This is a genomic window from Sphingobium fontiphilum (assembly GCF_014196635.1).
Classification (GTDB): domain Bacteria; phylum Pseudomonadota; class Alphaproteobacteria; order Sphingomonadales; family Sphingomonadaceae; genus Sphingobium; species Sphingobium fontiphilum.
This window is the reverse complement of sequence record NZ_JACIEB010000001.1, coordinates 644,356-667,310: the sequence shown is the minus strand read 5'-3', so window position 1 is coordinate 667,310 and position 22,955 is coordinate 644,356. Positions and strand designations below refer to the sequence as shown.

Sequence of the window (22,955 nt, the reverse complement as noted above, 5' to 3'; positions counted from 1 at the left end):
CCATGGGGCGATTGCTGGCGGGCGCGATCATCACCCTGATGGCGGTGGCGGGCGGCCTGTTCTGGTGGCAGGGGCGCGCTGAGAGCGACGCGGCGCCCGCCGCCGCCTTCGCGCCTCCTCCTCCGCCGCCGATTGAGGCGCTGCCCGAGGGCGATCCTGATGCGGTGGGCGATGCCTTGCCGCAAGAACAGGGGGCGATGGCGCAAAACCGCGAGCAGAGACGCTTTGCCCGCTACGACCGCAATCGCGACGGCGCGATCACCCGCATTGAGATGATGGGCAGCCGGGTAAAGGCGTTCAAGGCGCTGGACAAGGACCGCGACAACCTGCTGTCCTTCGAGGAATGGGCGGTCGCTACATCGGATCGTTTCGGCAAGGCCGATGCCGATGGCGACGGCCGCCTGACCCCGGCGGAGTTCGCCGCCACCGCGCCCAAGCGGGTGGTCAGGGCGAAGTGCAAATGCTGACCAGCGTCAGGCGATTGCCATTTCACCCAGCCATTGGCCAAGCGACGCGCGGGCGCGGGCGGTATAGGCTTCCTTGCGTTGCTTCTTCTTCACGTCGTCCAGCGGTGGGAACAGGCCGAAATTGACGTTCATCGGCTGATAGTCGGCGGTCGCGACATTGCCCGTGACATGGCCGAGCAGCGCGCCCAGCGCCGTATCAGCCGGGGGTGGGGCCAGCGGCTTACCCAGCAATTCGGCGGCGGCGAAGCGCCCGGCGAGCAGGCCGATGGCGGCGCTTTCGACATAGCCTTCGCACCCCGTCATTTGCCCGGCGAAGCGGATATGGGGCGCGCTTTTCAGGCGCAGGGTCGCGTCCAGCAACTGGGGCGACCGGATGAAGGTGTTGCGGTGCAGCCCGCCCAGCCGCGCGAACTCCGCCTTTTCAAGGCCGGGGATGGTGCGGAACAGATCGACCTGCGCGCCATGTTTCAGCTTGGTCTGGAAACCGACCATGTTCCACAATGTGCCGCTGGCGTTGTCCTGCCGCAATTGCACCACCGCATAGGGCCAGCGGCCGGTGCGCGGATCGTCCAGCCCCATCGGCTTCATCGGTCCATGGCGCAGCGTTTCCGGCCCGCGCGACGCCATCACCTCGATCGGCATGCAGCCTTCGAAATAGGGGGTGTTGGTCTCCCATTGCTTGAACTCGGTCTTCTCGCCGTCGAGCAGTCCCTGGACGAAGGCCTGATACTGGTCCTTGGTCATCGGGCAATTGATATAATCCTTGCCCTCGCCGCCGCCGGGGCCGATCTTGTCCCAGCGATTGGCCATCCAGCATTTGTCCATGTCGATGCTGTCATGATGGATGACCGGCGCGATGGCGTCGAAAAAGGCGAGATGCTCCATGCCCGCCGCTTCGCCGATGCTTGTCGCAAGCGCCGGGGCGGTCAGCGGGCCGGTGGCGACGATGGTCATGCCCTGCGTCGGCAGCGCGTCGATGCGTTCCCGCACGATGGTGATGTTGGGATGGGCGGCGAGCGCGGCGGTCACGCCGTCTGAAAACACATGGCGGTCGACCGCCAGCGCCGACCCGGCGGGCACCTTGGCCGGTTCCGCCTGCGCCATGATGAGCGAGCCCAGCCGCCGCATTTCCTGATGCAGCAGGCCCACGGCGTTCTTGTCCGCGTCATCGGATCGGAAGCTGTTGGAACAGACCAGTTCGGCAAGCCCCTGCGTCTGGTGCGCGGGCGTCATGTCACCCCCCGCCGCACCCGACCCACGCATTTCCGACAGGCGCACCTTCACCCCCGCCTGCGCCAGCTGCCAGGCCGCCTCCGTGCCCGCAAGGCCCCCGCCGATGATGTGGATGTCGTGGTTGGTCATGCTCAATCTAGCTTCGCAATATTTTGCCGATTTAGTGTCGGCGGCTGTCAGTGGGCCATATCAACGTCCGAGGCAAGATATATGGGACGGATCAGTGCGCCTCAGCGCGCTGGCGGATCAGGGCGAGCAGATTGTTTTCAATATCTCCCAGGAACAGTTCGCCCCACAGTCGGGAATAGGCGTTGACCGGGGTCTGCATCCAGTAATCGGTGTAGATGGTAACGCGGGTCCGGCGGTTCCCGATCCGCTCCATATGATAGCCGCCGGTCGTCACCTTGAAATAACGGCTGTCGGGCATCAGGTGCCGGTCAGTGAACTGCCATGCGTCGAGGCCACGAAAGTCGAACCGCCAACCGATGCTCCGGTCCGGCTGCCAGTCGACAATATGTTCGGCGAAACGCACCTGCCGACCCCAGTTGGCGAGGCGAGTCGCACCAATGCCTTCGCCAAGCATATGCGCGCCGATCGGTCGCGGCACGCCAAGTACATCCTGAGTAAAGGTCCAGGCTCCCTCACCCGGACGCACATCAGGAATGCCACGGAGCAACGGCCAGATTTCCGCCGGGGTAGCGTTCACGACAATGGAACGACTAACGGTCGCCGTCGCTTGCGGCAGAGGGATCATCGGTTCAACCTGCATCGCGATCAAAGGCAGAGCAAGCACCGCCATGCAATAGGTACCACCATCTCCGGCGCGGCCGCGCAAGCGATAGGTTGCGTAGGCACCGGCCATGCCGCTCGCAAGCCAAAGCGGAGACAGCATGACGACGCAGATTACCCCTTCCTTCAATACCGGAATGGAGAGGAGGATCAAAACCCCGAGCAACCAGAGCGGCATGGTCATGTAATAGGCGCGATTTCGTTCGGCCATCGGATCGCCGACGAAGCTGACGAAGGCTGTGACGGCGGCAGGCAGAACCAGCAAGAAAGTGAAACTGATAAGGCCGGACGCCGGTCGCAATGCTTCGAGCAAGAGATACACGCCCACCGTAAAGGCAAAAGCAGTAGCGATGGCCCCCAGAATTCGGAGCGTCGCGATGCGTCTGCGGACTGCGCTCAACCCATGTGCATCGTTACCATCTGACATTACTGAAATCTCCGAATTTGGTGAACGCAGGATGGTTGCGGTAAGGGGCTACGGCTTAGTCCGTCTTCTTTCCACCCGGCAGAAAGCGGGCGATCTTGCCGCCAAGTTTCATCAGGGCGACGAGCGTGGGCTTGGGGAGGACGCGGACCTGTTCATACCAGTTGCCCAGCGTCGAGAGGAATTCGTGCATGCGCGTGATGCGTTCGCGTATATGGGGCGCGACATGACCATCTTTTGCAAGGCGGGCGGCCAGTTCCCCCATCAGCGCGATGGTCGGGTCGATCTCACGCCGTTTGCGTTCGGCCGCGATGTGGAGGAGCATATCCCAAGGATCGAGTTCCGCCACGAAATGGTCGCGCCGGTCGCCTTCGACATGAACGCGGCGAACGATGGAATAGGATTGCAATTCCTTGAGCGCGGTCGAGACATTGGATCGGGCAAGGCCCAGTTGATCGACGATCTCGTCGGCGGGCAAGGGGTGATTGGAGAGATAAAGCAGGGCGTGGATCTGGCCGACCGAGCGGTTGACGCCCCATTGCGTGCCCATCTCACCCCAGTGGAGCAAAAACGCCTTGGCATCGGGATGGTCTAGCAGCGGCATGGCGTTCCTTTCTGTAAAAACAGAAATAACGGAAATGACCAGTTTGTGCAAACGGTTTTTGCGTATCACCCGATGCCATGGGACTGGGCGATACGCGCCATGCGGCGGCTGTTAACCCCGCGCCAGACCGTTGGCGGCGGAGAGGACGGCTTGCACCGACGCGGTGGCGATGTCGCTGTCCAGGCCGATGCCGAACACGGTGCGGCCGTCGGGCGTGCGGCATTCGACATAGGCGGCGGCGTTGACGTTTGTCCCCGCGCCGATGGCGTGCTCGCTATAGTCGGCGACCTCCAGGTCCACGCCCAGTTCGTCGCGCAGCGCGGCCAGCACGCTGGAGATGAGGCCGTTGCCGCGCCCGGAGATCGAGCGTTCGCCGCCGTCATGGCCGATCTTGCCCACGAAGATGCGGTCGCCCGCACTGCCGCTCTCGCTATAGTCGAGCAGCTTGTAGGGCTGGTCAGCGCCCAGGCAATAATGCGCCTCGAACGCGGCCCAGATGTCGGCGGCGTTGAGCTCGCGGCTGCTTTCATCGGCGAGCGCCTGCACCACCTTGGAGAAATCGGCCTGCATCCGCTTGGGCAGTTTCAGCCCCTTGTCCTGTTGCAGCACCCAGGCCACGCCGCCCTTGCCCGACTGCGAATTGACGCGGATCACCGCTTCATAATCGCGGCCCAGATCCTTGGGGTCGATGGGCAGATAGGGGACGTTCCAGATCAGGTCGTTGCGCGCTTCCTGCGCGGCGAAGCCCTTCTTGATCGCATCCTGATGGCTGCCCGAAAAAGCGGTGAACACCAGTTCCCCGGCATAGGGATGGCGCGGATGGACCGGCAACTGGTTGCAATATTCGACCGTCTGGATGACTTCGTCGATGTCGCTGAAGTCGAGCGCGGGGTTGATCCCTTGCGTATACATGTTGAGCGCGACGGTCACGATGTCGCAATTGCCGGTGCGCTCGCCATTGCCGAACAGGCAGCCCTCGACCCGATCCGCGCCCGCCATCAGGCCGAGTTCAGCGGCGGCGACGCCGGTGCCCCGGTCGTTATGGGGATGGAGCGAGATGACCACGCTGTCGCGGCGCGAGATGTGACGGCACATCCATTCGATCTGGTCGGCGTAGATATTGGGCGTCGCCGCCTCGACCGTTGCAGGCAGGTTCAGGATCAGCGGTTTTTCGGGCGTGGGCATCAAAATGTCCATCACCGCTTCGCAACATTCCAGGCTGAAATCCAGTTCCGCCGTGGAGAAGGTTTCGGGGCTATATTCGAAATGCCAGTCGGTGTTCGGCTGGGCCGCGGCATTGTCGCGCAGCAGCTTCGCCGCGTTTATCGCGATCTCCTTGATCTGCGGCCGTTCCATCTGGAACACGATGTTGCGCCATGCGGGCGACACGGCGTTGTAGACATGAACGATCGCCTGTTTCGCGCCGCGCAGCGATTCAAAGGTGGTGGCGATCAGGTCTTCGCGCGCCTGTGTCAGCACCTGGACGAAGACATCGTCGGGGATGCGCCCGTTTTTCACCAGACCGCTGATGAAGTCGAATTCGGTCGCTCCGGCGGAGGGGAAGCCGACCTCGATCTCCTTGACGCCGACCTTGAGCAGCAGATCGAAGAAGCGGGTCTTTTTTTCCGCGTTCATCGGGTCGATCAGCGCCTGATTGCCGTCGCGCAGATCGGTCGACAGCCAGCGCGGCGGCGCGGTGATGACGCGGCTGGGCCACTGCCGGTCGGGCAGGTCCACCTGGGGGAAAGGGCGATATTTCTGCGAAGGGTCGGTCAACATCATGGTATCAAACTACTTCCTGCGACGAAGCGCGGGTTCGGCTTCGTGGTAACGACTGGACTGCGATGAGTGCCCTTAGGCGGATCGGCGCTGCCCATAGTCGAAAGGCAGCCGAAAAACCACGCCTAAGGGCGTGTAAGTCGTAGCAGGGGAAGAAGCGAACGCTGCTGCATGATGGGCCGTCCATACGCAAAACAGGGCCGGCGCGCAAGCCGGCCCTGTCCAAATGGCAATGACAGGCCGCAGACTTATTGCTTTTCGAAGCCGGCGATGATCTTGAGCTCGATCGCGTCGCCGACCATCGGCACGCCATAGCCCATGCCGAATTCGCTGCGCTTGATCGCCGTCGTCGCGATGAAGCCGATATTTTCCTTCTTGCTCATCGGCTGAACGCCCGCGCCATAGAATTCGGCATCCAGCGTCACTGGCTTGGTCACGCCCTTGATGGTGAGGTTGCCGGTGATGTCGGCGCCGGTCGCGCCGTCAGGCTTGACGCTGGTCGATACGAAGGTCGCGGTGGGGAATTTGGTGGCGTCGAAGAAATCCGCCTTCATCAGATGCTCGTCCAGCTCGGCGACGCCGGTGCGCAGATTGGCGACAGGAAATTCGACCGACACCTTGGACGCGGCCGGGTTCGCCTTGTCCAGCGTCAGCGTGCCAGTGGGTTCGGCGATGGTGCCCATATTGTTGGTGAAGCCCATATGGTCCCAGGCGAATACGACCTGGGTGTGGCCGCCATCGATCGTGTAGGCGCCGCCGCTGACTTTCGCGACGTCTTTCGTGCCGGGGGCGGCGGTAGGCATTTGCGCGACAAGGGCGGTGCCGCCAGCGATGGCGATCAGGGCGGCGGCGGGGATGAGAAATTGACGCATGAGCAGGAGACTCCAAAACGCTGATGGGCAAAGGGCAGAATATGATGGCTGTGGCAATTGTTCCAGAGTTGCAACCGGAAACGGTTCGTTCCGCGATCTGACATGGTTTCGTCTGGCAAATGAGCCGGTTCGTTCCGCTGATCGCGCTGGTCGCCGTCGTATCGCTTGCCGCGTGGGCGACACTTCTGCATGAGAGATTATGACAAATCAAAGACCGACGGCGAACAAGCTGGACCGCATTCAGCAAAATTGGCTGGCGGCCAGCGAGCGGCGGCTGCTCAACTGGTTGTGCGGCCGGATGCCGGCCTGGGTCACGCCCGATGTGCTGACCAGCATAGGCATGGTCGGCGCGGGCATGATCTTTGCGGGTTATGTCGCCAGCAATATCGGATCGGCCTGGCTGCTGCTGGCGATCCTGGGTTATGTCGTCCAATGGTTTGGCGACTCCATGGATGGCAGCCTGGCGCGCTTTCGGCATGTCGAACGGCCGGCCTATGGCTATTTCATCGACCATAGCTGCGATGGGCTCGCCACGCTGCTGATCCTGGCGGGCATTGGGCTCAGCCCCTTTGTGACGATGGACGTCGCGATGATCGCCCTGGCGGGTTATCTGCTGCTGTCGATCCATGCCTATTTGTCAGCGCGTGTCATCGGCGAGTTCAAGCTGTCCTATCTGTCTGCCGGGCCAACCGAATTGCGGTTGATGCTGATCGGCATGACGATCATGATGATGGTGCTGGGCACGGGGCCGGGGCTGTTTGGTCGATGGTCGGGCTTTGACATTTTTGTCGGCGCGGTGGGCGCAATCCTGATCGTCCTGTTCGTCGTGCAGACGCTGGCCACTGGGAACAGGCTGGCGCAGAAGGAAGATGGCCGCTTCTGAGCCTTCGTTCTGAACCGCGCCCTGCAAAAAGGGGCGCCTCGCAGCTTTGCGGGGCGCCCCTTTTTGTGCAGACCATCGCCCCTCGCCAATGAGCGAGGGGCAAGGCGAGATCAGTTCTTTTCCTGGTCCACCAGCTTGTTGGCCGCGATCCAGGGCATCATGGCGCGCAGCTTGGCGCCGGTTTCCTCGATCGGGTGACGCTTGGCGGCGATGCGGCTGGCCTTGAGTTCCGGCTGGCCGGCGCGGTTGTCGAGCACGAAGTCCTTGACGAAGCGGCCCGACTGGATGTCGGCCAGCACGCGCTTCATTTCCTTCTTGGTTTCTTCGGTGATGATGCGCGGGCCGGTCTTGATGTCGCCATATTCGGCGGTGTTCGAGATCGAATAGCGCATGTTGGCTATGCCGCCTTCATACATCAGGTCGACGATCAGCTTGAGTTCGTGCAGACATTCGAAATAGGCCATTTCCGGCGCGTAACCGGCCTCCACCAGCGTTTCGAAGCCGGCTTGCACCAGCGCGGTCGCGCCGCCGCACAGAACGGCCTGTTCACCGAAGAGGTCGGTTTCGCATTCCTCGCGGAAATTGGTTTCGATGATGCCGCTGCGGCCGCCGCCGACGCCGCTGGCGTAGGACAGCGCGATGTCATGCGCATTGCCGGTCGAATCCTGATAGACGGCGATCAGGCAGGGGACGCCGCCGCCGCGCTGATATTCGCTGCGCACCGTGTGGCCGGGGCCCTTGGGCGCGATCATGATGACGTCGATGTCCTTGCGCGGCTCGATCAGGCCGAAATGGACGTTGAGCCCATGGGCGAAGGCGAGCGCGGCGCCAGGCTTCAGATTGGCGTGGATGTCGTCGGCATAGATGGCGGCCTGATGTTCGTCGGGGGCGAGGATCATCAGCACGTCTGCCCATGCGGCGGCTTCGGCGTTGGGCAGCACCTTGAAACCGGCGCCCTCGGCCTTCTTGGCCGATGCAGAACCGGCGCGCAGGGCGATGGCGACTTCGGCGACGCCGCTGTCGCGCAGGTTCTGGGCATGGGCGTGGCCCTGGCTGCCATAACCCAGGATCGCGACCTTCTTGCCCTTGATCAGGCCGATGTCCGCGTCATGATCGTAATAAACCTTCATGGATTTTCCCTTTCTCGTCCTTCCATGCGGAAGGCGTTAGATGATATGGATGATGATGGGCGCCGCCGGGCGGGCGGCGTTGTTCGGTTCAGACGGCTTCTTTTCCGCGAATGAGGCCGACGACGCCGGTGCGGCCGACCTCCACCAGACCCAGTTGGCGCATCAGGCCGACGAAGGTGTCGATCTTTTCGGTCGGGCCGGTCAGTTCGAAGATGAAGCTTTCGATCGTCGTGTCGACCACCTTGGCGCGGAAAACGTCGGCGATGCGCAGCGCCTCGATCCGGTCGTCGCCCGTGCCCGCAACCTTCACCAGCGCGAGTTCCCGTTCGACATAGGGGCCGTTGTCGGTCAGGTCGGTGACCTTGTGGACGGGCACCAGCCGGTCCAACTGAGCGATGATCTGGTCGATCACCTTGGGCGGGCCGCTGGTGACGATGGTGATGCGGCTGATCGCATGATCGTCGGTGATGTCGGCCACGGTCAGGCTGTCGATATTATAGCCGCGCGCGGTGAACATGCCGGCGATCCGCGCCAGGATGCCCGCTTCGTTGGCGACGGTCAGCGACAGGACGTGCCGTTCCTTATGTTCTTCCTGAATATGCATCATATGCCCGTTTCGTTTTCCGCTTCGGTGCTCTCGTGGCGTTCGGAGATCATGCCGATGAAGGCATAGTGCCATGTTCCGTCCTGTCTGTAGGCCAGCCGGACCGGCAGGCCGGTGACCGCGTCGAACATGCGGGCGAGATGTTCGCCCACATAACGCGGCCCCGCCAGCAACCGGGCCACCGGCCGTTCGTGATATTCAAAACTGTGGTCGAGATGGATTTCCCATTCTTCATTGTCCGGGTCGGCATGGTCCGTGGTCCACCCCGTCAGTTCCGCATTGCCGGTGATCCGGTCGAAATCCCACGGCTCGCTGACGTGGATGCGCAGTTTGAGGTGGGTGGTCACGGCTCTCTGCTCTTACACCAGCGCCTTGGCCTCGTCCGACAGCGTGCCTTCGACCTGACTGGGGTCGAGCAGCATGTCGGTGTGCGCCGCGCCCGACGGAATCATCGGGAAACAGTTGGACAGCTTCGCCACGCGGCAATCGACGATCACCGGCCCCGGCGTGTCGATCATCTGCCGGATGCCCGCTTCCAGTTCCTGCGGCCCTTCGATGCGAATACCGGTCCAGCCATAGGCTTCGCCCAGCTTCACGAAGTCGGGCAGGCTGTCCGAATAGCTGTTGGAATAACGGCTTTCATAGGTCAGTTCCTGCCACTGGCGGACCATGCCCATATATTCATTGTTCAGGATGAAGATCTTCACGGGCAGGCGATATTGGCTGGCGGTGCCCATTTCCTGAATGTTCATCTGGATCGAGGCGTCGCCCGCGATGCAGATGACCAGACTGTCGGGATTGCCCATCTGCGCGCCGATGGCGGCGGGGAAGCCATAGCCCATGGTGCCAAGGCCGCCGGAGGTCAGCCACTTGTTCGGACCGTCAAAGCCGAAATGCTGGGCCGCCCACATCTGGTGCTGGCCGACTTCGGTGGTGATGATGACGTCCTTGCCGGTCGCTTTGGTCGCCGAATAAAGATCGGCGATGGCGCGTTGCGGCATGATCTCCGCGCCATTTTCGGGATAATCCAGAGAGCGGCGCGCGCGCCAGCCGTCGATGCGCGCCCACCATTCGGCGAGGTCCGCTTTCTCATGGCCGCGCTTGTTCCAAAGGGCGATGATGTCGGACAGGGCGCTGGCGACGTCGGCGACCAGGGCCAAGTCGACCTCGACCGTCTTGTTGATCGAGCTGCGGTCGATGTCGATATGGATCTTGCGGCTGTTGGGGGCGAAAGCGTCCAGGCGACCGGTGACGCGGTCGTCGAAGCGCGCGCCGACGCACAGGATCAGGTCCGCCTTGTTCATCGCCCAGTTGGATTCATAGGTGCCGTGCATCCCCAGCATCCCCAACCATTGCGGCGAGGACGCAGGGAAGGCGCCCAGGCCCATCAGGGTCGAGGTGACGGGCGCGCCGGTGATGTCCGCCAGTTCGCGCAGCAGGCGTGTGGCTTCCGGCCCGGAATTGATGACGCCGCCGCCCGAATAGATGATCGGGCGTTCCGCCGCAGCGAGCATTTCGACCGCCGTTTCGATGGCGACGGGATCGGCGTCGATCTGCGGGCGATAGCTGGCATGGGCGATGGCGGCGGGCCGTCTATAGGGGGCGGTCGCAACCTGAACATTCTTGGGAATGTCGACCAGTACCGGGCCGGGGCGGCCGGTGGTGGCGATATGAAACGCCTCGTGAATGACGTTGGCCAGCTTGCCCGGATCCTTCACCAGATAATTATGCTTGGTGCAGTGGCGGGTGATGCCGATGGTGTCGGCTTCCTGGAATGCGTCGGTCCCGATCAGTTGGGTGGCGACCTGACCCGTGATGACGACCATGGGGATGGAATCCATCAGCGCGTCGGTAATGCCGGTGACGGCATTGGTCGCGCCGGGGCCGGAGGTCACCAGAACGACGCCGGGCTTGCCGGTCGAACGGGCATAGCCTTCCGCCATGTGGGTCGCGCCCTGTTCGTGGCGGACCAGCACATGCTTGATCTTCGGGTGATTATAGAGCGCGTCGTAAATGGGCAGCACCGCGCCGCCCGGATAGCCGAACACGACATCGACGCCCAGGTCCATCAGGCATTCGACCAATATGTCCGCGCCGCTCTTTTCGGCCACCGATCCGTCCTTCCATCAAAACATAAAGCGCGCCTTTGCGTCAGTGGAAACGCATTGGCAAGGCGCTGCCCTCTATTGGTTATAAAATGGCTAGTCAACCGCTAATGTTGTAATTTTATTGCAATTAAATCGATATTTTTGTCATGGATGCTCGCGCTATGGCGTGGCCAACTGGCGGGCGGCTGATGCGCGAACCAGGTATATTGCCGTTTGGCATATTGGCGGGTGGCGATGCGGCCGCGTTCCATCATGGTTTCGCGGTCCATTCGGCCGTCGATCCACGCCGCGATCTCCCGGACGCCGATGGCGCGCATGGCGGGCAGTTCAGGCGAGAGGTTGCGGGCGAGCAGGGCCTCCACTTCTGCCACGGCGCCCTGTTCGATCATCAGGCCAAAGCGCCGGTCGCACCGTTCGATCAGCCAGTCGCGCGGCGGCAGCAGGATGAGCGGGCTGAGCGTGATGCGGTCAGCGATGCCCCCGGCCTTGTGCGCCTGCCAATGCGCCAGGGGCTTGCCGGTTGAACGCACGACCTCCAGCGCGCGAGCGACGCGGGTGGTGTCGGCTGGAGCCAGGCGCGCGGCGGCGGCCGGGTCTTCCTGCGAGAGGGCGGCATGGGCCAGCGCCACAGGCATGGCGCGGACTTGTGCGCGAATGTCGGGATCGATGTCGGGCACCGGGGCGATGCCGTCGAGCAGGGTGCGGATATAAAGGCCGGTGCCGCCGGCAAGTATGGGCAGGCGCCCCTGCGCATGGGCGTCGTCGATCTCGGCCCGCGCTTCGGCGGCCCAGCGCGCCGCCGTGCAGACCTCCGCCGCGTCGATATGCCCATAAAGCCGATGCGGCGCGCGGGCCAGATCCTCGGCCGGGGGACGGGCGGACAGGATCGAAAGGTCGGCATAGACCTGGCTCGCATCGGCATTGATGACGATGCCGTCGGTGATTTCGGCAAGGCGCAGCGCAAGGGCGCTCTTGCCGCTGGCGGTCGGCCCGGCAATAAGCGCGACCCGTGGGCGGGATTCGCCCGATCTGGTTTCAGGAGTGCTCATGTTCGTCGCGACCTTAGTGGCAAGCGCCTCGATGGGGCAGGGGGATATTGCGCTGGCCGCCGATCGCCTGCGCGAGGCGGGCTGCGCGCCGGGCGACGCGTTATGGCTGGATGAGGGCAAGGCGGCGGACCTGTTTTTCGCCAATGATCCTGTGGCGGCGCGCGCGGCGCTGACGGATGTGGGCGACAAGGTCGATGTGGTCGTCCAGCCGGTGGGGGGTCGCGAAAAGAAGCTGCTGATCGCGGACATGGATTCCACCATGATTACTGTGGAATGTATCGACGAACTGGCCGACTATGCGGGGATCAAGCCGCAGATTGCCGAGATTACCGAGCGGGCTATGCGCGGCGAGCTGGATTTCGAAGGGGCGCTGCATGGCCGGGTCGCGCTGCTCAAGGGCCTGCCCGACAGCGCCATTGACCAGTGCCGGGAAGAGCGCGTCGTCATCATGCCGGGCGCGAAGGCGCTGGTCCGCACGATGAAGGCGCGGGGCGCGCGTACTTTGCTGGTGTCGGGCGGCTTTACGCGGTTCACCGGCCCGGTGGCGGAAGAAATCGGTTTCGACGCGGCGGTCGCCAATGTGCTGGAAATTGCCGACGGCGCCCTGCTGGGCACGGTAACGAGGCCGATTGTCGACGCCGCGCGCAAGCGCGCGGAGCTGGAGGGCGCGATCGCGTCGGGCATCGACCGGGCGCTGACCATGGCGGTTGGCGACGGCGCCAACGACATTCCGATGATCGAGGGCGCGGGGCTGGGCGTCGCTTACCACGCCAAGCCCAAAACCCGCGCCGCCGCCCATGCCGAAATCGTCCATGGCGACCTGTCGGCGCTGCTCTATGCTCAGGGCATTGCGTCGAAGGAGTGGTCGCGAGGTTGATGCTTCGCCCGCATTTTGGGCAGGGTCGTTACATCTTCTTGGGGATGCAGTCGGCCCCGGCAGCCTTGACGCTGGCGCACAGGCGGGCGGCGTCGACGGAACTGCCCAGCGGCCCGGCCTGAAGACGGGTTATCGCGCCGCTCTTCACCAGATAGGGCTGGTAGGCGGACAATCCCTTGACCTTGCCGGTCAACTGGCCCCAGAGGCTGCGCGCATTGCCATCGGCCGAGAAGGCGCCGAGCTGAACGCGCCAGCCGCCCGATGCCGACGGCGCGGGTGCGGACGCCGCGACGACGGGCTTTGGCGCGGCCTTGGGCGGAGTCGGCTTTGCGGGCGTCTGCTTGGGCGCCAGCACGGCGGCGGGCGGCACCTTTTCGGGTAGCGGCGAACGCTCTGGCGCCGGACGTCCGATGTCGGACGGCGGCAATTCGGTCGTGCGGATTGTGGAAGGCCCCACGGCGACGCGGGCGGGCTGGGCAGGGGCGGATGCCATGGCGGGCGCGGCGCCCTGTTCCATCGAAGACGCCAGTGCAAGGCCCTGCTTGCGCTGATCGTCGGGGACATATTTGTCCATCTGTTGCAGGCTGGTTGTCGCCTGCGCCAGGCTGGACGTTGCGGCGCGGGTCATGAAGGCATAGGCGCGCACCCAATCCTTGGGCAGCAGGTCGCCATTGAACAGGGCCGTGCCCACGACATATTGCGCGCGCGGTTCCCCCCGTGCGGCGGCGCGCTGAAGATAGGGCATGGCGCCTGCCCGGTCGCCCTGCTGGAACATCAGCAGGCCCAGATTGTCCTCCGCCCGCGTGTGCCCCTGCGCCGCCGCCTTTCGATACCAGTCGATGGCGGCGTTCATGTCGGCGGGAACGCCCCGGCCGAGCTTTGCGGCCTGACCCATGTTGAACTGCGCGTCGGCGTCGCCCCTTTCCGCCAATGGACGCCATTCGCTGATGGCCCGGGCGTAATCGCCCTGTTGCCAGGCGTCGACGCCCGCCTTGACATCGGCGATGGCGGGCATGGCAGCGAACATCAGCCCGGCCGTTATCCCCAATGCAACAGGCTTCAACATATCAATGGCTCCCGAATTGATCCGAAGGATGGGCCCTTAAAAGCGCAATATGGTTAACCCGCGATTATCACCGGCGCATGATGGTGGCCATGGGATTAACCCTGTTGACGATTTATCAAGCAAACTTCCGCCCAGGTTAACCAATTTTTAGGCGCAACCGTGGCATTTCCGCCTGGATTAGCTTTTTTCCTGGGGGGATTTGCGTGCGCGTACTGGCACTGGCATCGCAAAAAGGGGGGTCGGGCAAGACGACCCTGTCCGGACATCTGGCCGTGCAGGCGCAGATCGCGGGCGCGGGGCCGGTCGTCCTGATCGACATCGATCCGCAAGGATCGCTGGCCGACTGGTGGAACGAGCGCGAGGCCGAATATCCCGCCTTTGCCCAGACGACCGTCGCGCGGCTGGCCGCCGACCTTGAGATATTGCGCAGCCAGGGGTTCAAGTTGGCCGTCATCGATACGCCGCCCGCCATCACCATGGCCATTCAGAGCGTCATTTCGGTCGCCGAACTGATCGTCGTGCCGACCCGGCCCAGCCCGCATGACCTGCGCGCCGTGGGCGCCACCGTCGATCTGTGCGAACGCGCTGGCAAGCCGTTGATCTTCGTCGTCAACGCCGCCACGCCCAAGGCGCGGATCACCTCCGAAGCGGCGGTCGCCCTGTCGCAGCATGGCACGGTCGCGCCGGTCACGCTGCACCACCGCACCGATTTCGCCGCGTCGATGATTGACGGCCGCACGGTCATGGAGGTCGACCCCAATGGCAAGTCCGCCGCCGAGGTCGCGCAGCTTTGGACCTATATCAACGACCGGCTGGAAAAGAATTTCCGCCGCACCGTATTTTCCGTGCCGCAGGCAGGAACAACGAGCGCGGGTCGACCCATGGGCGGCTTTGGCCGCCGTGTCGTGAGCCAGTAAGGGGGAGACGCGCAATGGCCGATCCCAAACCCCTGGCTTCCCTGACTTCGGGCCTTCTGGCGCGCAAGGGCGCGGCCCAGCCGGCGATGCGGCGTCAGTCGATCGCGGGCTTTGGCGGCGGTTTCGGTCGCGCCGTGCAGGACGATCTGGGCTGGAACGATATGGGCCACGACGTGGCGCCGCCGGTGGCGGATCAGCGCGCGCCCATGGGGCTGACGCCCATGGCGGTTCAGGCCGCTCCAGCGCCTTTGCCGGTGGAGGCGGACACCCTGGCTCAAGCCCCGATTCCTGCCGTGATCGTCGAGCGCGAGGAATTGGCCGAGCGCGTCGCCGCCGAACCGGTGGTCGCTGACCCCGCGCCGGTGGCCCCTGCGAAACACCGCGCGAAGCCCAGGGCGGCGTCGCGTAAGGCCGCATTCACGCTGCGCCTCGATGCGGAGCGTCATTTGAAATTGCGCCTTGCCTGCGCTGTTCTGGGCCAATCTGCCCAGCAGATGGTGACCCAGGCTCTCGACGCATTTCTCGCAAGCCAGCCGGATATCGACCGGTTGGCCGGACAGGTGCCGCCGCGCGCGGCGACGTTGGATTGACATAAGGGTGGACAGGCAGATGAAACGCAACACTTTCGGTAAAGCGGCGCTCTCTTCGCTGCTGGTGGCGACCACGATGGTCGGCTGTGGCGGCGCGGCCTTCTGGCGCCCTTCGGCCAAGGTCGTGAAGGAAAAGGAAAGCGGCGACAAACTGGCCGCCATCACGGAAAAGGCGCTGGCCGAAAGGGATTTCGTTCGTGCGCTGGAGGCTGCCGAGGGCGCTGTAGCGGCTTCGCCGCGCAACGCGACCTATCGCCAGCTTCTGGGCCGCGCCTATGTCGCCAATGGCCGTTTCGTTTCGGCGGAAACCGCGCTGGGCGACGCCATGGCGCTGGGCAATAGCGATCCGCGCACCGTCATCAGCCTGGCGCTGGTGAAGGTTGGGCTTGGCAGGAATGATGAGGCCCGTCGCCTGCTGGCCGATAATGCCGCGACGCTGCCTGCCGCCGATTATGGTCTGGCGATGGCGATGGCCGGCGACGCGGCGGAGGGCGTGCGCGTTTTGTCCGAAGCGATCCACGATCCTTCGGCCAATGCCCGCACGCGCCAGAACCTCGCCTATGCCTATGCGCTGGCCGGTCGTTGGAAGGATAGCCGCGTGATGGCGGGTGAGGATCTGGAACCACTCGCCGCCGCCCAGCGCGTGTCGCAATGGGCGATGATGGCCGAACCATCGATGGGCGCGCAGCGCGTCGCCGCGCTGATGGGGGTGACGCTGAACGCGGCTGATGCGGGGCTGCCGGTGCGCCTGGCGCTGGCGCCTGAAGCACCCGCCGATGCCGCGCAGACGATGATGGCTGACGCCGCCGCCGATGCGCCGCCGGTCGTCGAGGCCGCACCCGAAGCCCCGGTCGCCGTCGCGGCAGTCGAGACCGTGCCGGTCCCAGCGGCTGAGCCTGCGCCGGTCGCGGCCAAGCCGGTGCGCGTCGCCGACTTCGTTGTGGAGGACAAAAGCACGCCCAAGCCCGCCGCCGCCAAACCGGCTAAAGCCGTGATGGCAAAGGCCGCGCCCGCCGCGAAGATGCAGAAGGTGGCGATGTTCACGCCGGTGACCAATGGCGCCAGCGCCTGGGTCGTCCAGTTGGGCGCATATGACAGCGCCGCCATCGCCAAGGAAAAATGGACCCGCATGGCGACGGTCAACAGTTCGATCGCCGCTTTTCCGGTGCTGACCAGTCAGGCCAATGTCGGCGGCAAAACCTATCACCGGGTTGCGATCAACGGATTTGCGACGCGCAACGACGCGATGGCCATGTGCCGCGCGATCAAGGCTCAGAAGGGCCAGTGCTTCGTGCGGGAAGGCGCGCCGGGCGCCACGCCGCAACGCTGGGCGCTGGCGACCAAGGGTCGCCAATTCGCTTCGCGCTGAACCGCGACGATTTTGGAGAGCGAAGGGCGGCGGGTTCCGGTTACAGGAACGCGCCGCCCTTCATGATTCTCCGCGCGCGGCCCTGCACCGGCACGCGGTCGAATGGCGTATTGCCGGCTGCCGCCGCCATCTTCGCGGAATCGACGATCCAGGGCGCGTCTGGGTCTACGAAGATGATGTCGGCGGCGCTGCCGGGCGCAAAACTGCCCGCCTTCACTCCCAGGATTTTCGCCGGATTGGCGCTGAGCATCGTCATCAGCCGGTTGATCGAAATCAGCCCTTCGCGCACCAGATTGAGCGAGAGCGCGAGCAGCGTTTCCGCGCCCGCCATGCCCGGCGCGGCGTCAGCGAAGGGCAGGCGCTTGTCCTCCGGCCCGCGCGGATCATGGCTTGACGTGATGACGTCGACCGTACCGTCGGCGATGGCGGCAAGGCAGGCCTGACGGTCTTCCTCCGACCGCAGCGGCGGCGACAGACGGGCGAAGGTGCGGAAATCGGTGACGGCCTGATCGTTAAGGAACAGATAGGCGGGGCTGATCCCGCAACTGATATTCAGCCCTTGCGCCCTGGCGTCGCGGATCAGGTCGAAGCCCGCCTTTGTCGTCACCAGCCGGAAATGGATGGCGGCGTTCGCCTGTCGCGCCAGCATGATGTCGCGGGCGATGGCCATCGCTTCGGCGCAGGCCGGGGCGTGGGGCAGGCCCAGCCGGGTGGCCGTTTCGCCGCTGGTGGCGACCGCCTTGCTGGTCAGCCCGCCATCCTCGGCATGGGTGATGACGGTCAGGCCAAGGCCGGAGGCATAGGTCAGCACGCGCAGCATGACGCCCGAATCGGCGATCCATTGCCGCCCGGTGCCCACCGCTTTTGCGCCTGCCGCCTGCATCATGCCGATTTCGGCCAGTTCGGCGCCCTTGAGGCCGCGTGTCGCGGCGGCGATGGGGTGGACCCAGAAGTCGGGCTTGCCCGCGCGCGTCGCCTGTCGGATCAGGCCGACATCGTCAAGCGGCGCGGACTGGTCGGGCATTAGCGCCGCGCGGGTAATGCCGCCGAAATGGAAGGCGGGCTTGTCGGTGGCGAACACGCCCAGGTCCACGAGGCCCGGGGCGACCACCATATTCTGCGCGTCGATGACCGCCGCGTCGGCGGGAACGGCAACGTCGCCCGCCGCAATGATGCTGTCGCCTTCGATCAGCACGATACCCGGCGCGAGGTCCGCAGCGGCCGGGTCGGCAAGGCGGCCGTTGACGATCGCAAGCCTGCTCATGCCGCCCATCCTTCCATCTTCCGTGCGCCGCGCGTGAGCACGTCGAGGCAGGCCATGCGGATGGCGACGCCCATCTCCACCTGTTCGGTGATCGCCGAGCGTTCGGGGTGATCCGCAACGCTGCTGCTGATTTCCACGCCCCGGTTCATCGGGCCGGGATGCATCACCAGCGCATCGGGCTTGGCCAGCGCCAGCCTTTCGGGGGTGAGGCCGTATAGCATGTGATATTCGCGGGCTGAGGGAATGAAGGCGCCGTCCATTCGCTCATTCTGAAGGCGCAGCATCATCACCACATCGGCGCCGTCCAGCCCTGCGTCCATGCGGGTGAAGGGGGTCGCGCCCAGCATCTCGACCTCTGGCGGCATCAGCGTCGGCGGGGCGACGGCGCGGACCTGCGCGCCCAGCGCGGCGAGGCACAGCATGTTGGACCGCGCGACCCGGCTATGCAGCACATCGCCGCAGATGGCGACGATCAACCCCTCGAACCCGCCCTTGCGGCGGCGGATGGTGAGCGCGTCGAGCAGCGCCTGGGTGGGATGCTGATGCCAGCCGTCGCCTGCGTTCAGCACCGGACAATCGACCTTGTCCGCGATCAGGCGGACCGCACCGGAACTGGCATGGCGGATAACGATGACGTCGGCCGCCATGGCGTTGAGCGTCATCGCCGTGTCGATCAGCGTTTCGCCCTTCTTCACGCTGGATGTGGCGGCGTGCATGTTGACGACGTCGGCGCCCAGCCGCTTGCCCGCAATCTCGAACGACAGCAAAGTGCGGGTCGAATTTTCGAAAAAGGCGTTGATCTGGGTCATGCCCGCCAGCCGGTCGTCATGCTTGCGCGCATTGCCGCGATTGGCGCGCGCCCATTGTTCGGCCTCGTCCAGCAGGAAACGGATCTCCCAGGGCTTGAGGTCCGCTATGGTCAGCAGATGGCGATGCGGAAACAACGCCCGGCCGTTGAGGTCGGGCGGGGTGGGCGCGGCGGTCGTTTCGGGCATGGCCGATCCTTTAGGCGAGCGCGCGGGGGAGGGCAAGGCGGCCCGAGCGGGTGGCGCTTATGCCGTGGCCAGCCGGTCGAGCCAGGCGCGCGCCTGTTTGGGTTCGCCCGGCGCATTGGCGGGCACGGGGCCGCGGTCGGCCATGAAATTGCGGTGGAGCGCAAAGGGTTCGAGCGAGAGCGTTTCGCGCATTGCGTCGATTTCCTCCGCCATGTCCGACAGCGATTCCAGCGTCGGGGCGATCGCCTTTTCCTGATGGCGGTCGCGCTTGTGCCCGAAAAGCCCCCATTTGCCGCCCGCCGTCACCTCCAGCGCGGCGATGAGCGCGGCGCGATAGTCGGCCTCCAGTTCGATCCGGCGGGCGTCGAGCCGTTCGAGCCGGTCGGCGCGCGCCATCAAAATTCCATGCCCGCGACCAGTCCGTCGATCGCGCCCTGCAAAATGTAGCTGGCGGCGAGTTTGTCGACCAGTTCTTCGCGTCGGGCGCGGCTCGCGTCGGCCTCCAGCAGGGTGCGGGTGACGGCCTGGGTCGACCAGCGTTCGTCCCACAATAAAATGGGATAGCCAAGGTCCGCCAGATTCTGGGCGAAGGCGCGGCTCGACTGGCTGCGCGGCGACCCCGTGCCGTCGAGGTTGAGGGGCAGGCCGATGACGATGCCCTTCACCTGCTGCTGTTCGATGAACGCGGCCAGCGCGACCTTGTCCTTCGAAAATTTGCCGCGACTGACGGTATGGGCGGGGCTGGCGATCGACCATTGCGCGTCGCACAGGGCGATGCCGATGGTTTTCGTGCCGACGTCCATGCCGATCAGGCGACCGCCTTCGGGCAGGGCGGCGCGAAAGGCCGCCCGGTCGGTGGTGACGAGGGGCGCGGACATGTGCGCGGCTTCAGTCATTTCGCCAGGAATGCGGCCAGCCGCTCGCGCGCATCCTGACGCACATTGGCCCAGAACAGGCTGTAATCATAAACATGGTAATTGTTGCCGGGCAGGGTGAAGGGCCCCATGTCCACCGGCTCGCCGATCAGCAGCACGCCGCTGGTGTCGCACCGTGCGGGGACGACGCCGGTCACCAGTTTCGGCGGCTGGCTCTGATCGCGACTGTCGAGGGTGCCGCTATTGGCGCTGGCGGGGGCGGTACCGTTGAAGGCGCCGGTGATCGGATTGGTGCACAGCATGTGCGTGCCCGCGCGCGGCTTGCCGGTGAAGCCGGGCTTCTGGCCGAATGCCTCGATCACGGCCGAAGGATCGGCCGGTTCGGCATAGCTTTGCCAACTGACGATGCAGTGGCCCTGGTCGCGGCGGGCGCAGGCGGGCAGGCCCAGGGCCGGCAGATCCGCCTCGATGGAAATTGGCCAGCCGACGGCATAGACCGCAGCGATCCTGTCGGCGAGCGGCTTGCCCGCCACCTGTTCGCGCAGCAATTGCATCAGATGCAGCGAACCCTGGCTGTGGGCGGCGAGGATCAGCGGGTCTTGCGGATTGGCCTTCAGAAAGGCGTCGAAGGCGCCGGCGACATCGCGATAGGCGGCGGCCAGCGCCTTGTCCGCCCTGTCATCCCTGCTGACAAACGCGCCATAATTGGCCTGGCGATAACGTGGCGCCCAGATGTCGCCGACCGCGTTGAACGCGCTGGCCTGTCCCATGACGAAGCGGCGCGCGGTGGCCAGCGATTCCGCATCATCGAGCGGCATGTTCCAGTGCGCGTCGCCCAGCGTCGTGATGTAGGAGGTGGGGTGGATGAAGAAGACCGCCGCCTTTTGCGGGACGGGGACATCCTTTATGCTCCGTGGCGTCCAGAGGGCCGGGTTGTCGCGGGCGATGTCGGGCCGGGCGATCCACATTTTCGGGTCGTCATAGGCCTTGGCGGGCAGGGGCGAGAGCGGTTTGAAATCCTCGCGCGGGACCATGACGGCGCGGATCAGCTGCGTCCCCCAGATGCTGTAAGCCAGCCCTGCCGCAATCACCAGCACGACAAGGCTGGCGACGACATAGAGGAACTTGCGGGCCAAGACTGCTCTCCAGGGTAGGATGGGCGGCGATTGCGCCGTGTCGATCAACCCTCTGTCTGACGCATGGGACGGGCGGATGCAAGATGGCGCGAACGATAGGTAAGGCTTGAAGCGCGCCGGACCGGGTGCTAGCGGCGGGCCATGTCGATAGACCTTCAAACCGTGAAAAAGATCGCCAGCCTTTCGCGCATTTCGGTGACGGATGCGGAAGCGGAAGCCATGGTGCCCGAACTCAACAACATCCTTGGCTGGGTGGAGCAACTGGGCGAGGTTGACGTGACCGGCGTGCAGCCGATGACCGCCGTCATCCCCAACCATCAGCGCCTGCGCGACGATGTCGTCACTGACGGCGATGTGCGCGACAAGGTGCTGGCCAATGCGCCGCAGGCCGAACATGGCTTCTTCGCGGTGCCCAAGGTGATCGAATAATGGGTGAATTGACTGATTTGACGGTCGCGGAAATCCGCGACGGCTTCCGCGCGGGCGATTTTTCGGCCCGTGAAGTGGCGGAAGGCTTCAACGCCAATGTCGCCGCGGCCAAGGCGCTCAATGCCTTTATCGTCGAGACGCCCGAAAAGGCGCTGGCGGCGGCCGATGCTGCCGACAAGGCGAGGGCGGCGGGTGAGCCCTTGGGGGCGCTTTCGGGCGTTCCCATTGGCATGAAGGACCTGTTCTGCACGGAAGGCACGCAGACGACCGCTGCGAGTCACATGCTGGAAGGCTTCGTGCCGACCTATGAATCGACCGTGTCGGGCAAGCTGTGGTCGGCGGGCGCGGGGATGCTGGGCAAGCTCAACCTTGACCAGTTCGCCATGGGATCGTCCAACGAAACCAGCTATTTCGGCAATGTCATTTCGCCCTGGCGGCGCAATGACGGCGGCAATGCCGCGCTGGCGCCGGGCGGTTCGTCGGGCGGCTCTTCGTCGGCCATCTCCGCGCGGCTGTGCCCGGCGGCGACCGGCACCGACACCGGCGGCTCGATCCGTCAGCCTGCGGCTTTCACCGGCATTTCGGGCATCAAGCCGACCTATGGCCGCTGCTCGCGCTGGGGCATCGTGGCCTTCGCCTCGTCGCTGGATCAGGCCGGGCCGATGGCGCGCACGGTGCGCGACAATGCGATCCTGCTGGAAGTCATGTCAGGCTTCGACCCCAGGGATTCGACCTCGCTTGACCTGCCCGTGCCGCAGTGGGAAGCCAATTTGTCGAGCGATCTCAAGGGCAAGACCGTCGGCATCCCGAAGGAATATCGCCCCGATGGCCTGAACGCCGAAATCTCCGCGATGTGGGATCGCGGGATCGAATGGCTGAAGGATGCGGGCGCGCAGGTGGTCGAAGTGTCGCTGCCGCACACGAAGTACGCGCTGCCGACCTATTATATCATCGCCCCGGCCGAAGCCTCGTCCAACCTCGCCCGCTATGATGGCGTGCGTTATGGCCAGCGTGACCTACCCGATGGGGCGGGTTTGCAGGACATGTATGCCGCGACCCGCGCCGCCGGCTTCGGTCCGGAGGTCAAACGCCGCATCATGATCGGCACCTATGTGCTGTCGGCGGGCTTTTATGACGCCTATTACACGCAGGCGCAGAAGGTCCGGGCGTTGATCGCGCGCGATTTCGAACTGGCGTTCGAAAAGTGCGACCTGCTGCTGACGCCGACCGCGCCGAGCGCGGCCTTTGCGCTGGGCGAGAAGCAGGCCGATCCGCTGGCCATGTATCTGAACGACGTCTTCACCGTGCCCGCCTCGCTGGCGGGGCTGCCGGCGATGGCGGTGCCGGGCGGGCTGGATTCGGCGGGTCTGCCGATTGGTTTGCAGGTTATCGGCAAGGCGCTGGACGAGCAGACCGTGCTGAACGCTTCGCTGGCGATCGAGGAGCGGGCTGGCTTCACGGCGCGGCCGGACAAGTGGTGGTAATCAGTGCCGTC

24 protein-coding genes are annotated in these 22,955 nt (G+C 64.8%); 8 read left to right on the top strand and 16 right to left on the bottom strand.

Features of this window, described 5'->3' with window-relative positions:
- Positions 1–2 precede the first annotated feature (2 nt).
- Positions 3–467 (top strand): EF-hand domain-containing protein, encoded by a 465-nt coding sequence (locus GGR44_RS03025; RefSeq protein ID WP_183953938.1) that lies wholly within the window; start codon positions 3–5, stop codon positions 465–467.
- A 6-nt stretch (positions 468–473) separates the two neighbouring features.
- Here the strand turns inward: GGR44_RS03025 and trmFO are convergent, their stop codons facing one another.
- The 5 genes from trmFO to GGR44_RS03000 all read right to left on the bottom strand — a co-directional run bounded on the left by trmFO (position 474) and on the right by GGR44_RS03000 (position 6,168).
- Positions 474–1,829 carry a methylenetetrahydrofolate--tRNA-(uracil(54)-C(5))-methyltransferase (FADH(2)-oxidizing) TrmFO gene (gene trmFO, locus GGR44_RS03020; RefSeq protein WP_183953937.1) on the bottom strand — a complete coding sequence of 452 codons (1,356 nt, stop codon included), beginning with the start codon at positions 1,827–1,829 and terminating at the stop codon, positions 474–476.
- A gap of 91 nt (positions 1,830–1,920) precedes the next feature.
- Entirely contained in the window at positions 1,921–2,889 is a 969-nt protein-coding gene (locus tag GGR44_RS03015; RefSeq protein ID WP_246344277.1) for an SRPBCC family protein, read from the bottom strand.
- Between the two features lie 82 nt (positions 2,890–2,971).
- Complete coding sequence (locus tag GGR44_RS03010; protein ID WP_183953935.1) at positions 2,972–3,517, bottom strand: GbsR/MarR family transcriptional regulator; 546 nt, start codon at positions 3,515–3,517, stop codon at positions 2,972–2,974.
- Between the two features lie 111 nt (positions 3,518–3,628).
- Positions 3,629–5,299, bottom strand: coding sequence for a 2-isopropylmalate synthase (leuA, locus tag GGR44_RS03005; protein ID WP_183953934.1), 1,671 nt, complete (start codon positions 5,297–5,299; stop codon positions 3,629–3,631).
- 245 nt (positions 5,300–5,544) lie between these two features.
- Positions 5,545–6,168, bottom strand: coding sequence for a YceI family protein (locus tag GGR44_RS03000; protein ID WP_183953933.1), 624 nt, complete (start codon positions 6,166–6,168; stop codon positions 5,545–5,547).
- Positions 6,169–6,367: 199 nt separating this feature from the next.
- On the opposite strand from GGR44_RS03000, the gene GGR44_RS02995 reads away from it, so the two are divergent.
- Positions 6,368–7,051, top strand: coding sequence for a CDP-alcohol phosphatidyltransferase family protein (locus GGR44_RS02995; protein ID WP_183953932.1), 684 nt, complete (start codon positions 6,368–6,370; stop codon positions 7,049–7,051).
- Positions 7,052–7,161: 110 nt separating this feature from the next.
- On the opposite strand, the gene ilvC is transcribed toward GGR44_RS02995, so the two are convergent.
- The 5 genes from ilvC to miaA all read right to left on the bottom strand — a co-directional run bounded on the left by ilvC (position 7,162) and on the right by miaA (position 11,942).
- Positions 7,162–8,181, bottom strand: a complete 1,020-nt coding sequence (ilvC, locus tag GGR44_RS02990) for a ketol-acid reductoisomerase (RefSeq protein ID WP_183953931.1) — start codon at positions 8,179–8,181, stop codon at positions 7,162–7,164.
- Positions 8,182–8,269: 88 nt separating this feature from the next.
- On the bottom strand, positions 8,270–8,785 hold the full coding sequence (ilvN, locus tag GGR44_RS02985; RefSeq protein WP_183954227.1) for an acetolactate synthase small subunit: 516 nt from the start codon (positions 8,783–8,785) through the stop codon (positions 8,270–8,272).
- Positions 8,785–9,132, bottom strand: coding sequence for a hypothetical protein (locus tag GGR44_RS02980; protein WP_183953930.1), 348 nt, complete (start codon positions 9,130–9,132; stop codon positions 8,785–8,787). Before GGR44_RS02980 ends, ilvN begins: the two co-directional genes overlap by 1 nt.
- A gap of 12 nt (positions 9,133–9,144) precedes the next feature.
- Positions 9,145–10,896, bottom strand: coding sequence for an acetolactate synthase 3 large subunit (locus tag GGR44_RS02975; protein ID WP_183953929.1), 1,752 nt, complete (start codon positions 10,894–10,896; stop codon positions 9,145–9,147).
- A 101-nt stretch (positions 10,897–10,997) separates the two neighbouring features.
- A complete protein-coding gene (miaA, locus tag GGR44_RS02970; protein WP_183953928.1) occupies positions 10,998–11,942 on the bottom strand; it encodes a tRNA (adenosine(37)-N6)-dimethylallyltransferase MiaA in 945 nt (314 codons plus the stop codon).
- On the opposite strand from miaA, the gene serB reads away from it, so the two are divergent.
- Positions 11,941–12,819 carry a phosphoserine phosphatase SerB gene (gene serB / locus GGR44_RS02965; protein ID WP_183953927.1) on the top strand — a complete coding sequence of 293 codons (879 nt, stop codon included), beginning with the start codon at positions 11,941–11,943 and terminating at the stop codon, positions 12,817–12,819. The genes miaA and serB overlap by 2 nt on opposite strands.
- A 28-nt stretch (positions 12,820–12,847) precedes the next feature.
- On the opposite strand, the gene GGR44_RS02960 is transcribed toward serB, so the two are convergent.
- Positions 12,848–13,885: an SPOR domain-containing protein gene (locus GGR44_RS02960; RefSeq protein WP_183953926.1), complete on the bottom strand. Its 1,038-nt coding sequence runs from the start codon at positions 13,883–13,885 to the stop codon at positions 12,848–12,850.
- A 203-nt stretch (positions 13,886–14,088) separates the two neighbouring features.
- Between GGR44_RS02960 and GGR44_RS02955 the strand changes: the two genes are divergently transcribed.
- Genes GGR44_RS02955 through GGR44_RS02945 form a run of 3 tightly spaced genes read left to right on the top strand, consistent with a single transcriptional unit; the run spans position 14,089 to position 16,761 of the window.
- Positions 14,089–14,802 (top strand): AAA family ATPase, encoded by a 714-nt coding sequence (locus GGR44_RS02955; protein ID WP_183953925.1) that lies wholly within the window; start codon positions 14,089–14,091, stop codon positions 14,800–14,802.
- Between the two features lie 14 nt (positions 14,803–14,816).
- The gene (locus GGR44_RS02950) at positions 14,817–15,392 is read left to right on the top strand and encodes a hypothetical protein (protein ID WP_183953924.1); all 576 of its coding nucleotides are present in this window, start codon (positions 14,817–14,819) and stop codon (positions 15,390–15,392) included.
- Between the two features lie 19 nt (positions 15,393–15,411).
- Positions 15,412–16,761, top strand: a complete 1,350-nt coding sequence (locus GGR44_RS02945) for an SPOR domain-containing protein (RefSeq protein ID WP_183953923.1) — start codon at positions 15,412–15,414, stop codon at positions 16,759–16,761.
- A 40-nt stretch (positions 16,762–16,801) separates the two neighbouring features.
- Here the strand turns inward: GGR44_RS02945 and GGR44_RS02940 are convergent, their stop codons facing one another.
- The 5 genes from GGR44_RS02940 to GGR44_RS02920 are packed head-to-tail and all read right to left on the bottom strand — an operon-like array spanning position 16,802 to position 21,031.
- Positions 16,802–18,025: a dihydroorotase gene (locus GGR44_RS02940; protein ID WP_183953922.1), complete on the bottom strand. Its 1,224-nt coding sequence runs from the start codon at positions 18,023–18,025 to the stop codon at positions 16,802–16,804.
- Complete coding sequence (locus GGR44_RS02935) at positions 18,022–19,020, bottom strand: aspartate carbamoyltransferase catalytic subunit (protein ID WP_183953921.1); 999 nt, start codon at positions 19,018–19,020, stop codon at positions 18,022–18,024. The genes GGR44_RS02940 and GGR44_RS02935 overlap by 4 nt, the downstream gene beginning before the upstream one ends.
- A 57-nt stretch (positions 19,021–19,077) precedes the next feature.
- On the bottom strand, positions 19,078–19,416 hold the full coding sequence (locus GGR44_RS02930; protein WP_183953920.1) for a hypothetical protein: 339 nt from the start codon (positions 19,414–19,416) through the stop codon (positions 19,078–19,080).
- Complete coding sequence (gene ruvX, locus GGR44_RS02925; protein ID WP_246344276.1) at positions 19,416–19,898, bottom strand: Holliday junction resolvase RuvX; 483 nt, start codon at positions 19,896–19,898, stop codon at positions 19,416–19,418. The genes GGR44_RS02930 and ruvX overlap by 1 nt, the downstream gene beginning before the upstream one ends.
- Positions 19,899–19,912: 14 nt before the next feature.
- Positions 19,913–21,031 (bottom strand): DUF3089 domain-containing protein, encoded by a 1,119-nt coding sequence (locus tag GGR44_RS02920; protein ID WP_183953918.1) that lies wholly within the window; start codon positions 21,029–21,031, stop codon positions 19,913–19,915.
- A gap of 141 nt (positions 21,032–21,172) precedes the next feature.
- Between GGR44_RS02920 and gatC the strand changes: the two genes are divergently transcribed.
- A complete protein-coding gene (gatC, locus tag GGR44_RS02915; protein ID WP_183953917.1) occupies positions 21,173–21,460 on the top strand; it encodes an Asp-tRNA(Asn)/Glu-tRNA(Gln) amidotransferase subunit GatC in 288 nt (95 codons plus the stop codon).
- Entirely contained in the window at positions 21,460–22,944 is a 1,485-nt protein-coding gene (gene gatA / locus GGR44_RS02910) for an Asp-tRNA(Asn)/Glu-tRNA(Gln) amidotransferase subunit GatA (RefSeq protein WP_183953916.1), read from the top strand. The genes gatC and gatA overlap by 1 nt, the downstream gene beginning before the upstream one ends.
- The last annotated feature ends 11 nt before the right edge of the window (positions 22,945–22,955 follow it).